11 protein-coding genes are annotated in these 13,078 nt (G+C 75.4%); 4 read left to right on the plus strand and 7 right to left on the minus strand.

All coding sequences use genetic code 11. The annotated features are described in order from the left end of the window. Window positions 1-31 precede the first annotated feature (31 nt). Window positions 32-241, plus strand: coding sequence for a hypothetical protein (locus AB0H57_RS29435; protein WP_357511933.1), 210 nt, complete (start codon window positions 32-34; stop codon window positions 239-241). A gap of 207 nt (window positions 242-448) precedes the next feature. On the opposite strand, the gene AB0H57_RS29440 is transcribed toward AB0H57_RS29435, so the two are convergent. From AB0H57_RS29440 to AB0H57_RS29455, 4 genes are all read right to left on the minus strand, one after another. Continuing rightward, window positions 449-2,545, minus strand: a complete 2,097-nt coding sequence (locus AB0H57_RS29440) for an amino acid transporter (protein ID WP_357511934.1) — start codon at window positions 2,543-2,545, stop codon at window positions 449-451. Window positions 2,546-2,699: 154 nt separating this feature from the next. After that, window positions 2,700-3,083 carry a hypothetical protein gene (locus AB0H57_RS29445; protein WP_357511935.1) on the minus strand — a complete coding sequence of 128 codons (384 nt, stop codon included), beginning with the start codon at window positions 3,081-3,083 and terminating at the stop codon, window positions 2,700-2,702. A gap of 108 nt (window positions 3,084-3,191) precedes the next feature. Further along, the gene (locus AB0H57_RS29450; RefSeq protein ID WP_357511943.1) at window positions 3,192-3,962 is read right to left on the minus strand and encodes a DUF5995 family protein; all 771 of its coding nucleotides are present in this window, start codon (window positions 3,960-3,962) and stop codon (window positions 3,192-3,194) included. Between the two features lie 145 nt (window positions 3,963-4,107). Then, window positions 4,108-7,029, minus strand: a complete 2,922-nt coding sequence (locus tag AB0H57_RS29455) for an AAA family ATPase (protein ID WP_357511936.1) — start codon at window positions 7,027-7,029, stop codon at window positions 4,108-4,110. A gap of 187 nt (window positions 7,030-7,216) precedes the next feature. Between AB0H57_RS29455 and AB0H57_RS29460 the strand changes: the two genes are divergently transcribed. Then, window positions 7,217-9,586: an adenylate/guanylate cyclase domain-containing protein gene (locus tag AB0H57_RS29460; RefSeq protein ID WP_357511937.1), complete on the plus strand. Its 2,370-nt coding sequence runs from the start codon at window positions 7,217-7,219 to the stop codon at window positions 9,584-9,586. 24 nt (window positions 9,587-9,610) lie between these two features. Here the strand turns inward: AB0H57_RS29460 and paaI are convergent, their stop codons facing one another. Together paaI and paaK are read right to left on the minus strand one after the other, a co-directional pair. Continuing rightward, window positions 9,611-10,018 (minus strand): hydroxyphenylacetyl-CoA thioesterase PaaI, encoded by a 408-nt coding sequence (paaI, locus tag AB0H57_RS29465; protein WP_357511938.1) that lies wholly within the window; start codon window positions 10,016-10,018, stop codon window positions 9,611-9,613. A gap of 1 nt (window position 10,019) precedes the next feature. Further along, complete coding sequence (gene paaK / locus AB0H57_RS29470; protein WP_357511939.1) at window positions 10,020-11,327, minus strand: phenylacetate--CoA ligase PaaK; 1,308 nt, start codon at window positions 11,325-11,327, stop codon at window positions 10,020-10,022. Between the two features lie 323 nt (window positions 11,328-11,650). Between paaK and AB0H57_RS29475 the strand changes: the two genes are divergently transcribed. Together AB0H57_RS29475 and crcB are read left to right on the plus strand one after the other, a co-directional pair. Next, window positions 11,651-12,139, plus strand: coding sequence for a CrcB family protein (locus AB0H57_RS29475; protein WP_357511940.1), 489 nt, complete (start codon window positions 11,651-11,653; stop codon window positions 12,137-12,139). Further along, window positions 12,136-12,498, plus strand: coding sequence for a fluoride efflux transporter CrcB (gene crcB, locus AB0H57_RS29480; protein ID WP_357511941.1), 363 nt, complete (start codon window positions 12,136-12,138; stop codon window positions 12,496-12,498). The genes AB0H57_RS29475 and crcB overlap by 4 nt, the downstream gene beginning before the upstream one ends. Window positions 12,499-12,520: 22 nt before the next feature. On the opposite strand, the gene AB0H57_RS29485 is transcribed toward crcB, so the two are convergent. Further along, window positions 12,521-12,859, minus strand: coding sequence for a hypothetical protein (locus AB0H57_RS29485; RefSeq protein WP_357511942.1), 339 nt, complete (start codon window positions 12,857-12,859; stop codon window positions 12,521-12,523). Window positions 12,860-13,078 lie beyond the last annotated feature (219 nt).

Raw genomic sequence — 13,078 nt, forward strand, 5'->3', positions numbered from 1 at the left:
CGAATCCACCACAACCCCGTGGAGGCAACCCATGCGCGGTACGTCGATATTCGGTGTCCTCGTCGTCATCTGGCTGATCATCGGTGCCATCGCCGCCGGGCAGCGCGGTTACTACAGCAGCAACGACGACGCCAACTGCGCCGAGGCCGGCACGATCCTGGTCACCATCGTGGCCGGTCCGCTGAATTACATCGGTGCCAACCCCAAGGTCGACTGCAAGCTGCCCGAGCCGTCGAAGTAGGACGTACGCCCCTGTCGGCCCGCGCCCCGCTCCCCCGCGGCGCGGGCCGTTCCGTGTCCGGAGGCGGTCACCGCCAGCGCTCGGGGCTCGGGCCCGGGGCGGGATGTGGCACCGCATCGCGCGTAGGGCTTCCTAGGAGGATGGGCTACCTGCGCCAAGGGGCCCCTCCTCTACCGAATGCGTTGACCGGAGGTCCCTCCTTGCACCTCAGCCGACGTGGATGCCGGGGCGGCGGGTGGGATCCGGCTCGGACTTGCGGATGATCTCGCGGACTACCGGCGGGGTGTCCCCGCGTCCCAGGATCAGGTAGCGCAGCAGGTGCGCGATCGGGTTCCCCTCGGACCACTCGAAGTGGCAGTGCGGGCGCACGCCGGTGGCGTCGCGCAGCGCGAGCAGGATCGCCGCGATCGCGTTCGGGGCGGCCGGGCTGCTGGCCCGCAGGATCCGGTACCCGCCGGCCTCCACCCCGTGCACCCGCAGCACCTCGCTGAACTGCGACGGGTCGGAGATGTCGATCTCCAGGAAGAGCACGTCGGCGGCGCCCGGCACCGGGTTCATCCCGCGCTGCGCCCGCTCCTTGAGCTTGTACTCCTTGACCGAGCCGCGCTGCCGCTTGTTGGCGATCAGGTGCAGCCGGCCGTCGTGGGCCACCGACTCGGCGACGAACCGCCGGGCCGGCTCGTCGAACTCGATCCGTTCCGCCCGCAGTTCGGTGGTGCGGGACACCCGGGAGACCAGGGAGACGACGATGATGCCCGCGATGAACAGCGCGGAGATGGCGATGCCGTCCGGCTTCGCCACCACGTTCTCGGCCAGCGCGTAGAGCAGCACCACGCTGAGCACCGTGAAGCCCACCCCGGCGCCCCGGCGCCGCGCCCGGTAGGCCGAGATGGTCACCGCGATCGCGCCGGAGACCATCATCGCCAGGATGCCGGTCGCGTACGCCCCGGCCTGGGCGTTGACGTCGGCCCGGAACGCGACGGTGATCGCGATGCTGATCAGGGTGTAGACGAGCACCACCGGACGCACCGCCCGACCCCACTCCGGCGCCATCCCGTACGTCGGCAGGTAGCGGGGCACGATGTTGATCAGACCGGCCATGGCCGAGGCGCCGGCGAACCAGAGGATCAGGATGCTGCTGATGTCGTAGCCGGTGCCGAATCCCTCGCCCAGGTGCTCGTGCGCCAGCCAGGCCAGGGCCCGCCCGTTGGCCGCCCCGCCGGGTGCCAGCTCCCGGGGCGGGATCAGCACGGTGGTGACGAAGGTGGTGGTGATCAGGTAGACCGACATGATCAGGGCGGCGGCGGCGAGCAGCTTGCGGGTGTTGCGGATGCGCGCCCTCAGCCGCTGCTCGGCGTCCGGCCCGTCCCCCCTGACCAGCGGCATCATGCTCACCCCGGTCTCGAAGCCGGACAGGCCGAGCACCAGCAGCGGGAAGGCGAGCACGCTGGTGGCCAGCATGTCGGTCGGGCCGCCGACCTGGGTCAACCGGTCGGTCCAGCCGCCCAGCGCCGCCGGGTCGGCGGCGATTTCGGCGACGCCGACCACGACGATCACCGCGTTCAGGGCGAGGAAGGCCGCGACGAGCGGGATGGCGACCTGGACCGCCTCGCGGAACCCCAGCAGGAACACCCCGCCCAGCACGAGCAGCAGCACCACGGTCACCACGACCGGCGCGGTGCCCCCGTGCGGGAAGGACGCCGGCAGCAGCGGGTTCTCCAGCAGGTGCACGGTGGCGTCGGCCGCGGACAGGGTGATCGTGATGATCCACGAGGTGGCCACGAAGCCGAGCAGGACCAGCACGAAGAGCTTGCCCCGCCAGAACGGCAGCAGCCGCTCCAGCATGGCCACCGAGCCCTGCCCGTGCGGGCTCTCCCGGGCCACCCGGCGGTACATCGGCAGCATCCCGAACAGGGTCAGCGCGACGATCAGCAGGGTCGCCAGCGGGGAGAGCGCGCCGGCGGCCACCGCGGCGATCGCCGGCAGGTAGGACAGCGTGGAGAAGTAGTCGACCCCGGTCAGGCACATCACCTGCCACCAGGGATGCGCCGCGGCCTGGTGCTCGCGGGTCTCCGGGCCGACCGGCTGCACCTGGTGCTGGAACAGCCAGCGGGAGAACGCGCTCGCCGGCTCGGCCGGGCGGGTCGGGGAATCCACGCACGCCGGCACCGTGTGCGGGTCCCGGCTCGCGCGTTCGCCGTGCCCGGGGTCGCGGGCGGCCCGCAGCGCCCGTCCCGGGCCAGCCGGGGCCGTGGTGCGCCGCCGGTTGCGTCGGGGCCGCGCTTCGTCCCGCCGGTCTGCCATGCCCGTGTCCCACCTCCCGCCCTGAACCGACGGTAGGCGGTCTCCCCGGCGCAGCCCGGCGGAACCGGCGAAGCGGGCGGGACCGACCGCGCGGCGCCGGCCGGTCGGCGCGGGAGGGCGGACGGCGCGGGCGGTGCCGGCGCGGGCGGGACGCTCAGCCGGTGAGGGCCCGGCAGAGCGCGTCGGGATCGGCGACGGTGACCGTGGCGGCCGGATGACGGGGCCGGCCACCCGGGGCGAGGGCCGGCACCGGGGTGACGAACCGGATGCACACCCCGGCCCCGGTGCTGCTGCCGAACGTGACCCCGGCGTCGGCGAGCGACAGGTGCGGCCCGATCGCCCGCCACCACCGGTACGGTCCGGTCGGCTCCGCCCCGGCCACGTTGCCGCGCGGGGTGCGCAGCCGCCACGGCCCGAACCGGATCTCGAGGGTGTCGTCGTCGACCATCACCCAGCAGGTCTCCGGCCGGACCCCGAGCAGGGCCAGCGGCACCCGGAACGGCGGATCGAAACGGAACGCGCTGCGATGCACGGGCATGTCCGGGGCGTACCCGGTGCGGGCCGGGCGACACACCGGCCGGCGCGGTGCTCCCGGGACGCGTCCCCGCGCCCCGGACTCCCGGAGCGCGGGGACCCCCCGTCCCGGCTACTGCAGGAACGCCCCGAGGGGCGAGAGCAGCAGCCGGCCGAGCGCCGCGGCGTTGTCGTCCAGCCGCGTACGCTCACACTCGCGGGCGTGCGGATCGTGCCGGCACCGCCAGATCTTCTGCGCGTTGCGCCAGGCCACGTTCCGGGTGTACTCCACCAGTTCGCCCTGGTACCAGTCGTCGATGTCGCCGTTCAGCATGTCGATCATGAGCTGCCAGTTGTCCAGGTAGCCCCGGCGCAGCTCCGGGATCCGCTCCGCGAAGATCCGGTTGATTTCGAGATAGTCGTGGTGCTGGTCGCTGTCGTCGACCGGCTCGGACTCGAGGCTGTCGAACGTGGTGACCAGCGCGAACGGCAGGTCGAAGTTGATGTGCGCGTTGACCCCCGCGGCGGCCGACGGCAGCGGCCGGGCGTCCGGCCCGCGCATCCGCTTGAACAGGCAGGACCACGCCCGCGGGGTGTTCGGGCTGGACTCGGTCCAGTAGCGCAGCGCGTCGAAGTAGCGGGCCGCGAACTCGACGTCCAGCCTGGCCAGGAAGACCGGGTCGGCGAACCGGTCGTCGTACAGGCCGTCCAGGACAGTGCTGGTGATGACCAGGTAGAGCTGGTTGAAGTCGGCCAACGGGCAGCTGCGCTCCAGCGGCGGCAGCCGGACCAGCATGTCCTGGAGCTTGGTCAGGTGGTCGACCACCGCCGGCACGTCCGCCGGATGCTCGGCGAGCAACCCGACGATGTCCTGCTGGATTGGACCCCACACCGGTTCGTCCATGACAACCACCGGTTCGCCCATGACAACCTCCACAGTGTCCGAGGCACCCCCGTGCCGCCCGGCAACTGGGGACAGCCTGCCAGCCGGCGGCGGGCCGGCGAATCAGTAGATCGACGTATTGGGCGTGACCGAGCCGACGTAGTCGTCAATCCGACCCGTTGCGCAGGAAGATCGCGCTGGCCTGCACCCGGGTACGCACCTGGAGCTTGTCGAAGATGTGCGACACGTGCACGCCGATGGTCCGCTCGCTGATGAACAACCGCTGCCCGATCTCCCGGTTGGTCAGGCCCTCGGCGACCGCGGCGAGCACCTCCCGCTCCCGGGCGGTCAGCGGGGCCAGCTCGTCGCCGGCCGGCTGGGCGGGAGCCGATCTCGGGCGGGGCGCGGCGGGTGGGCGCTCGGCGGGCCGCTCCTCCAGCGTCACCCGGGCCCGGCCGGCCAGGGTACGGATCTCCGAGCTGAGCGGCTCCGCCCCGAGCGCCTGCGCCATCCGGTACGCCTGCCGCAGCAGCTTGCCCGCGGTCGCCACCCGGCTGCGCCGGGCCAGCAGCGCCTCGGCCTGCCGCAGCCGTGAGTACGCCGCCGGGTACGGGTGCTGTCGGCGGTCCCACTCGGCGACCGAGCGGCCCCACAGCTCCGGGTCGCCCCGGCCGTCGAGCCGGCTCACCTCCGCCTCGCACAGCGCCAGGAAGCCGTCCACCACGTAGCGCACCGGACGGGCGGCCCGCTCGCTCTTGCCGGCGACCCGGTCGGCCACCTCGCGCAGCCGGCGTACCGCCCGTTCGTCGACCGCGACGGTGCGGCTGGCGTGCGCCTCCGCCTCCGCCCGCAAGCCGTGCCAGGCCAGCGTGGCCAGCACGATGACGTCGTCGGAGCGGCTCTCGGTGAGGCCCCGCTGCACCGCCTGCCGGGCCAGGTCGTGCCGCCCCTCCCACATGGCCAGTCCGGCCCGCAGGATCAGCATGGGCAGCACGTGCCGGGCACCGCCGCCGGCGAGCATGGTCGCCACCGCGTCCAGGTCCCGGTCGGACGCCTCGATGTCGCCGTAGCCGACGGAGAGCCGGCAGCGGGCGAGCAGCAGCTCCACCGCGTCGGCGCCGGACGGCCGGTGCCGCAGCGCCGCGGCGACCACCTTCTCCGCCTCGGCCCACTGCCCGACCCGGAACAGCCCGTTGGTGGCGATGGCCAGCAGCCGGGTCTCGTAGGTGCGGCCCAGCCCCAGCTCGGCGACCCGTTCGGCGCCGCGCCGGGCCACCACCACCCCCTCCTCGAGGATGTTCAGCGGCCCGGTCAGCAGCTCCGCCAGGTGCAGGTACGCGCAGGCCACGTCCTCCGGCCGGCCGGAGGACTCGGCGACCTCCAGCGCCTCCCGCACGACGGCCAGCCCGCCGTCGGGATCCTCCAGGTACGCCTGGCTGAAGCCCAGCGCGGCGCTGGCCAGCACCACCTCGGAGGCGCAGCCCTCGGCGCCGGCGGCCAGCTCCAGCGCCTCCCGGGCCTGCTCGCCGGCGTCGGCGTACCGGCCGAGGTGCAGCAGCAACTCGGCCAGGTGGGCGGCGGCGGTGACCCGTTCCCGGGCGGTGCAGTCGGCCGCCGCGAGGGCCAGCCGGTACTCCGCCTCGGCGGGCGCGGACCGGCCGGCGGCGGCCAGGTAGCGGGCCCGGCGGATGTGCAGGGCGCAGGTGGTCGGCGCGCCCGGCATCCGCGCCAGCTCCTCCAGCAGCTCCAGCGCCCGGGCGTGCTCCCCGCACTGGTGGGCCGTCTCGGCGGCCCGCTCCAGCAGCTCGACACCGTCCACCTCGGACGCCGGGCCGGTCACCGCGGCGGTCAGCTCCCGGGCGGTCGACCAGTGCCGGTGCGCCTCGGCGAAGCCGTGCAGCCGCTCGGCCTCCCGGGCGGCGGCGATCGCGGCGGGCAGGGCGCGGGCCGGTTCGCCGGCCAGCCGCCAGTGGTGCGCCAGCCGGGCCTGGTGCAGCTCGGCCGGCGCCGAGGTGAGCGCCTCGGCGTACCGGCGGTGCAGGGCGGCGCGTTCGGCCGGCAGCAGCTCGTCGGCGAGCACCTCGGCGACCAGCCGGTGCCGCAGCCGGTAGCCGTCGTCGGCGCCTTCCAGCAGCCGATGGGCGACGGCCGAGCGGACCGCCTCGATCAGCTCCTCCTCGGGCAGTCGCACCGCCCGGGCCAGCAGCCAGTGCTCGACCGGTTCCACCCCGGCGGCGACGGCGTGCATCACCGCGTGCGCCGGCTCCGGCAGGGCCTCCACCCGGGCCAGGAAGATCTCCCGCAGGGTGTCGGAGAGTCCGGCCCGGCCCTCGCGCACGTCCCGGGCGAGTTCCTCGACGACGAACGGGTTGCCCCCGCTGCGCCGCCAGATCAGCTCCGCCGCCTCCGGGGCCAGCGGCCGGCCGACGATGGCGGTGGCGAGCCGGTCGGTGTCGGCGCGGTCCAGCGGCGCCAGGTCGAGCACCCGCACCGACCGGAGCCGGCGCAGCTCGGTCAGCACCCGGCGCAGCGGGTGGGCGCCCTGCAACGACTCGGTCCGCACCGCGGCGAGCACCGACAGTTGCAGGTCGCCGAGGCCGGCGAGCAGATAGAGCAGTAGCTGGCGGGTGCTCCGGTCGACCCACTGCAGGTCGTCCAGGACGAGCACCAGCGGGCGGCCCTCGGCGATCAGGCTCAGCCCGCGCGACACCCGTTCCAGCAGCGCGCCGGCGCCGTCCGGGCCGGTGCTCTCCTCGGTGAACACCTGCAGCAGGCCGCGCACCGTGGACGACGTACGGGCCTGGGTGGCGGCCAGCTCCGCGTCGAAGCGCCGCAGCGCCTGGCGCAGCGGGTGCAGCGGCGAGGCGTCGCCGATGTCCAGGCAGGACCCGGTGAGCACCAGCGCGCCCGCCGCGCGCAGCCCCTCGCCCACCTCGCGCAGCAGGCGGGACTTGCCCACCCCGCTCTCGCCGGTGAGGAAGACGGCCGCGGTGTGCCCGGGTGGGACGTCGTCGAGCAGCGCGGACCGCAGCGTCGCCACCCGGTCGGCCCGGCCGACGAGGGGCGGGCTGTCCACGTCGCTGGCCATGGCAGGCAGCCTAGTCACAGTCTCCGGTGCCTCTCTACTGCCTTCCCGGCCCTGAGGTACCTCTCGCGTCGACATTGCGACTGAACGGTTGCGGGTGGCCGACATACGTCGTTCTGCAGATCCACCGTCGGCCCGGTGGTGGGAGTCTCCAGAGGTCATCAGCCACCAGGGGGGTTAGGCAGGTGGGATGCCAGTGTCCACACTCGCGACCGGCCAGGAGCCGGAGATCACGACGCGCTGGCCGGTGCCGGAGGAACGGCGCACGGTCAGCGTGCTCTTCGCCGACATCGTCGGCTCGACCGGCCTGGTCGAGCGGTTGGACCCGGAGGACGTCCGGGCCCTGCAACGGGACTACTTCGACACGGTCGCCGGGGTGCTGCGCCGGTGGGGCGGCACGGTCGAGAAGTACGTCGGGGACGCCGTGATGGCGCTCTTCGGCGCCGGGGACTCCGACGGGTTCGACGCGTACCGGGCGGTGCGGGCCGGGCTGGAGATCCAACGGGTGCTGGACCGGCGCCCGCTGGCCGGTGGGATGGCGGTCCGGATCCGGGTCGGGGTCGCCACCGGCGAGGTGCTGGTGGACGTCCCGGCCACCCGCGACGGCGCGCACGGCGTCGCCAGCGGCGCGGTGATCACCACCGCGGCCCGCCTGCAGGAGTACGCGCCGCCCGGCGCGGTGGCGCTCTGCGCGGCCACCCACCGGACCACCGTCGGCCTGATCGAGCAGCGGCCGCTGGCGTCGATACCGGTCGCCGGCAGGGCGCTGCCGCTGGACGTCTGGCGGGCCGTCGCGGCGCTGCCGACCCGTCCCACCGAGCACCCCGGCCCGCTGGTCGGGCGGCGGCGCGAGCTGGCCACCGCGGGCGACGAGATCGCCCGGGCCCTACGGCAGCGCCGGCCGCGCTGGGTGGCGCTGGTCGGGCCGCCCGGCAGCGGGCGTAGCCGCGTGTTGCACGAACTGGTCCGTACCCTGTCGACGGTGGACGGCGTGCCGGTCCGCTGGTGCGTGGCGCACTGCCCGCCGTACCCGGAAGGGGTCCTGGCGCCGCTCGCGGACATGGTCCGCCGGTTCGCCGGGATCCGCGACCACGACGCCGCGCCGGCCGTGCGCCGGCGGCTCGCCGGCACGCTGGCCGGCCCGCTGCCACCGGCGCTGGCCGACCCCACGGTGTCCGCCCTGACCGATCTGCTGGCCGGCGCCGGCGACCCGGCGCGCGGGGCCGAGGCCTGGCGGCAGGTGCTGCTGGCGGCGGCGGCCAAGCAGCCGGTGGTGGTGGCGGTGGACGACCTGGACCGGGCGGCCACCCCGCTGGGCCGGTTCCTGCGGGTCCTGCTCGCCGAGGCCACCCTGCGCGGGCTGCCGCTGGCGGTGGTCACCACGCACGGGCCGGGCCGGGCCGACCCGCTGCCCGACGGTGACCGGGTCCGGCGGGTACCGCTGCGGACGCTGGGCGCCGTCGACACCGGCCGCCTGCTGCGCCAGCTGCTCGCCCGGGCCGGCCGGCCGGCGGCGGTGGCCCGCACCCTGCTGCCCCTGGTCGCCGGCAACCCCGGGACGGCGGCGGCGTACGTGCGGGCGCTCGACGACGGGGGCGCGCCGGGGGCGGCGGTGCCCGACCCGATCCGCCGGCTCGCCGACGCCCGGCTGGACCGGTTGGACGGCGAGCAGCGGGCGGCGCTGGCCGCCGCGGCGGCACTCGGCGCCGGAATCACCGCCGCCGCCCTGGAACGGCTGCTCGACTGGACGTCGGGTCGGGCCGGTAGGGCCCTGCGTCACCTGGTGGGGGCGGGGCTGCTGCGGCGCGCGGAGCGCGGCGGGTACCGGCTCACCGAGCCGCTGCTCGCCCGCGTCGCCCACGGCCGGCTACCCCGCGCCGCGCGGGCGGAGCTGGCCCGGCGGGCGCACCCGCGACCGGCCGCCGCGTCCCCGGTGCGGGAGCCGGCGGGTCTGTGCGCCGCCGCGCGACCCGAGGTCACCGCCGCGCGGGACGCTCGTCCCGCCGCCCCGGCGGTCCGTCCGGCCGGGCCGGCCGAACCCCGGCGGCGCCCCGACGCCCGACCAGCCCGAACGGCGGCGCCGCGGGACAGCCTCGCTGCGGTGCCGGCGGACGGATCTCGGGGCGGGGTCGCCGCGCTGCGGGCGGACAGGCCTCGGGGCGGGGTCGCCGCGCTGCGGGCGGACGGGCCTCGGGGCGGTGCCGCCGCGCTGCGGGCGGACGGACCTCGGGGCGGTGCCGCCGCGCTGCCGGCGGATGCGCCGGCGCTGGCCGGCCCGGCGATTGACCGGTGGATGCGACCGGCGGCGCCGGCGGCCCCGCCTCGTGGGGATGCCGCGGTGCCGGCCGGGCCGGTATCGGTCGCGCCGGTGGCCGACCGGGGGGTGCGGCCCGACGCGGGCCCGGTGACGTCCTACCGGTTCCGGAAGAGACCCTCGCCCGGTGGCCGGCCCGTCGACGGCGGCACCGACCCCGCCGGCGCGGTCCCGCGGCCGGTCGGGCCCGTCCGCCGCCCGGGTGACGGCCGCCGGGTGCCGCCCGCCGCCCGGGCCGCGGCCTGACCGCCGCGCCGGGCGTACCCGAGGTCAGGCGTCGCGGTCCAGGGTGCGGCTGCGGCCGCGGAACTCGGCGACCACCTCGTCGCCGCGCCGGACGGTGACGTCGTAGATGCCGCTACGGCCGTAGCGGGTGCGCTCGGTGGCGTGGGCCGCCAGCAGGTCGCCCTCGCGCACCGGGCGCAGGAAGTTGATCTCGCCGCCGGCGGCGACGGTGACCGGGCCGTGGCTGTTGCAGGCGAGCGCGAACGCGGTGTCGGCCAGCAGGAAGACGAACCCGCCGTGCCCGATGGCGTGCCCGTTGAGCATCGCCGCCGTCACCCGCATCCGGGCGACGGCGGCCCCGTCGCCGGCCGAGACCAGCTCGATGCCAAGCCCCTTGGACGCCACGTCGGCGTCGAACATGTCGTGCGCGGCGGTCCGGTCGTCCCCGCCCATCTCAGCCCTCCCGCCGGTTGTCGACGATGCGGCGCATCTTGCCCATCGAGCGTTCCACCCCGTCCGGGGCGATCACGTCGACCGCGACGCTCACGCCGATGGTGTTCTTCACCTGCTCGACCAGGGCCCGGCCGGCCCGCTCCGCGGTCTCGACGGGCACCCCTGCCCGGCGCTCGACCCGGACGGTCAGGCCGTCCATCCGGCCCTGCCGGTCCAGTACGCACTGGAAGTGTGGGGACAGCGCGGGCATCCGCAGGATCAGCTCCTCGATCTGGGTGGGGAAGACGTTGACCCCGCGCACGATCATCATGTCGTCGGTACGACCGGTGATCTTCTCGATCCGGCGCATCGGGCGGGCCGTGCCGGGCAGCAGGCGGGTCAGGTCCCGGGTGCGGTAGCGGATTACCGGCATCGCCTCCTTGGTGAGCGAGGTGAGCACCAGTTCCCCCTGCTCCCCGTCGGGCAGCACCGCCCCGGTCACCGGGTCGATGATCTCCGGATAGAAGTGGTCCTCCCAGACGTGCAGGCCGTCCTTGCTCTCCACGCACTCGACGGCCACGCCGGGGCCCATCACCTCGGAGAGCCCGTAGATGTCGACGGCGTGCATGTCCAGCCGCCGCTCCATCTCCCGGCGCATGTCCTCGGTCCACGGCTCGGCGCCGAAGATGCCCACCTTGAGCGAGGTGGTGCGCGGGTCCACGCCCTGGCGTTCCATCTCGTCGACGATGGCGAGCATGTAGCTGGGCGTCACCATGATGACCTCGGGTGCGAAGTCGCGGATCAGCAGCACCTGCCGCTCGGTCATCCCGCCGGAGACCGGGATGACGGTGCAGCCCAGTTCCTCGGCGCCGTAGTGGGCGCCGAGGCCGCCGGTGAACAGGCCGTAGCCGTAGGCGACGTGCACCCGGTCGCCGGGGCGGCCACCGGAGGCGCGGATCGAGCGGGCCATCAGCCGGGCCCAGGTGCGCAGGTCCTCCCGGGTGTAGCCGACCACGGTGGGCCGGCCGGTGGTGCCCGACGAGGCGTGCAGCCGGGCGACCCGCTCCCGGGGGACGGCGAACATGCCGAACGGGTAGTTCTCCCGCAGCTCGGCCTTGCCGGTGAACGGGAAGCGGGCCAGGTCGGCCAGCTCCCGGCAGTCCTCGGGGTGGACCCCGGCGGCGTCGAAGGCCCGCCGGTAGTGCGGCACGTTGTCGTACGCGTGCCGCAGCGACCACCGCAGCCGCTCCCGCTGCACCTGCCGGAGTTCGTCCACGCTCGCCCGTTCGACGGGCTCCAGTTCCTCGGGACGAGGGGTGCGGTCCTGCACGGTTGCCTCCTGCGCGACGGCCCCGACGCGGCGGCACGCCGGATGATCCCGCACACCGTACGCTCGTACGGCTCGTCCTGCCAGGTCAACGGGGTCGGGCCGACGATGCGCTCGGTCAGGGAAACAGTGGCCTCCCGCCGAGCCGGAGGCCACTGTTTCCGGGGTCGAGCGTGATCATGGACGCCGGCCGCCCGGACCCGGCGCGGCGCCGCCCGGGCCCGCGTATGCTCGCCCCGAGCACGGCGGTGGGGCCCGCCGTCCCGGCCCGCGCCGGGAGAACCGCGATCGGCTCGCCAACGGTCCCTGCCAGTGATCCCGTCCTGGTGGGAGGCAGCGTGACATCACCCGAGTTCCGCGTCGATCCCGACGTCGACCTGCACGTACCCGCCGACCGGGGCGAGCTGCGCGCGCACCCGGCGGTGGTGCTCGGCGTGATCGCCGCCGGCGGAGTGCTCGGCGCGCTGGCCCGGGCCGGGCTCCAGGCCGCGTTCCCGCCCGGCCTGGCCGGCTTCCCGTGGGCCACCTTCGGCGTCAACCTGGCCGGCTGCCTGCTGATCGGGGTGCTGATGGCGCTGATCACCGCCCGCCCGGCCGGGCCGCTGGTCCGGCCGTTCCTCGGCGTCGGGGTGCTCGGCGGCTTCACCACCTTCTCCGCCTACGTGGTCGACATCCAGCGGGTGGTGGCGGCGGGCGCACCGGGCGTCGCGCTGGGGTACCTGGCGGCCACCCTGGTCGGGGCGCTGCTCGCCGTCTGGGCCGGCGACGCGGCCACCGCCGGCCTGCTGGCCCGGGCCCGGCGGGCGGCCGGATGACCGTCCTGCTGATCATGATCGGGGCGGCGCTGGGCGCCCCGCTGCGGTACCTGGCCGACCGGGCCGTGCAGGCCCGGCACGACTCGCCGTTCCCGTGGGGCACGCTGACCGTCAACGTGGCCGGTTCGCTGCTGCTCGGCGCGGTCGCCGCCGTACCGGCCGGACCGGCGGTGACCGCCCTGGTCGGCACCGGCTTCTGCGGCGCGCTGACCACCTGGTCCACCCTCAGCTACGAGACGCTGCGGCTGGCCCGGCGGGGCGCCCGCTGGCACGCCCTGGCCAACGTCCTGGCCAGCGTGGTCGCCGGCCTGGGCGGGGCCTCCCTCGGCTACGCCGTGGCGCGCGCCGTCACCGGTTGAGCCGCCCCCGTCGGCGACGGGGTCAGCGGGCGCGCCGCTCCGGGTGCGCGCGGTTCCAGGCCCGCATCCGCTCCGGGTAGCCGGTGCGCGCCGCCTCGTAGAGCGGCACGGCGTGCCGGTGGGCGAGCTTCGCCGCGGTACGCGGGGAGCCGGTGCGGCGGCGGATCCACTCGCCGTCGTGCGCGATGGCGACCACGGTGGTGTCCGTGGCGGTCGTCTCGGGCTCCAGGTAGAACTCCACTCCCTGCCGGCTGGACACGAAGTCCGCCAGCGCGGCGAGGTCGTCCCGGTTGGCCTCCCGGTCGAGCTTCGTCGGGATCGTCGAATCGTCGGCGCGGGACCGCCGGTTGAACCAGCGCATCTCGGTTCCTCTCCCTCGGCGTCCGCCCAGTGCAGCACCTCCACCTGGCAATCCGCTGCGTGCCCGGTGACAGGACGCTGACCGGCCGCGGCGGAAAGCGGCGCGACACCGGCCGGGCACCTCACCTAGACGATCTATTCCAAGGGGTACGGGGCAGCGAATAGAAGCGAGGGTGTCCATGATCGACGTTGCGAAGCAACGATGACCATGGAGGCCACG

Source organism: Micromonospora sp. NPDC050686 (assembly GCF_040654475.1).
Lineage (GTDB): Bacteria > Actinomycetota > Actinomycetes > Mycobacteriales > Micromonosporaceae > Micromonospora.

Excerpts from the sequence above, each read along its gene's own strand:
- AB0H57_RS29435 (WP_357511933.1), top strand. The coding sequence starts at position 32 with ATGCGCGGTACGTCGATATTCGGTGTCCTCGTCGTCATCTGGCTGATC.
- AB0H57_RS29440 (WP_357511934.1), bottom strand. The coding sequence starts at position 2,545 with ATGGCAGACCGGCGGGACGAAGCGCGGCCCCGACGCAACCGGCGGCGC.
- AB0H57_RS29445 (WP_357511935.1), bottom strand. The coding sequence starts at position 3,083 with ATGCCCGTGCATCGCAGCGCGTTCCGTTTCGATCCGCCGTTCCGGGTG.
- AB0H57_RS29450 (WP_357511943.1), bottom strand. The coding sequence starts at position 3,962 with ATGGACGAACCGGTGTGGGGTCCAATCCAGCAGGACATCGTCGGGTTG.
- AB0H57_RS29455 (WP_357511936.1), bottom strand. The coding sequence starts at position 7,029 with ATGGCCAGCGACGTGGACAGCCCGCCCCTCGTCGGCCGGGCCGACCGG.
- AB0H57_RS29460 (WP_357511937.1), top strand. The coding sequence starts at position 7,217 with ATGCCAGTGTCCACACTCGCGACCGGCCAGGAGCCGGAGATCACGACG.
- paaI (WP_357511938.1), bottom strand. The coding sequence starts at position 10,018 with ATGGGCGGGGACGACCGGACCGCCGCGCACGACATGTTCGACGCCGAC.
- crcB (WP_357511941.1), top strand. The coding sequence starts at position 12,136 with ATGACCGTCCTGCTGATCATGATCGGGGCGGCGCTGGGCGCCCCGCTG.
- AB0H57_RS29485 (WP_357511942.1), bottom strand. The coding sequence starts at position 12,859 with ATGCGCTGGTTCAACCGGCGGTCCCGCGCCGACGATTCGACGATCCCG.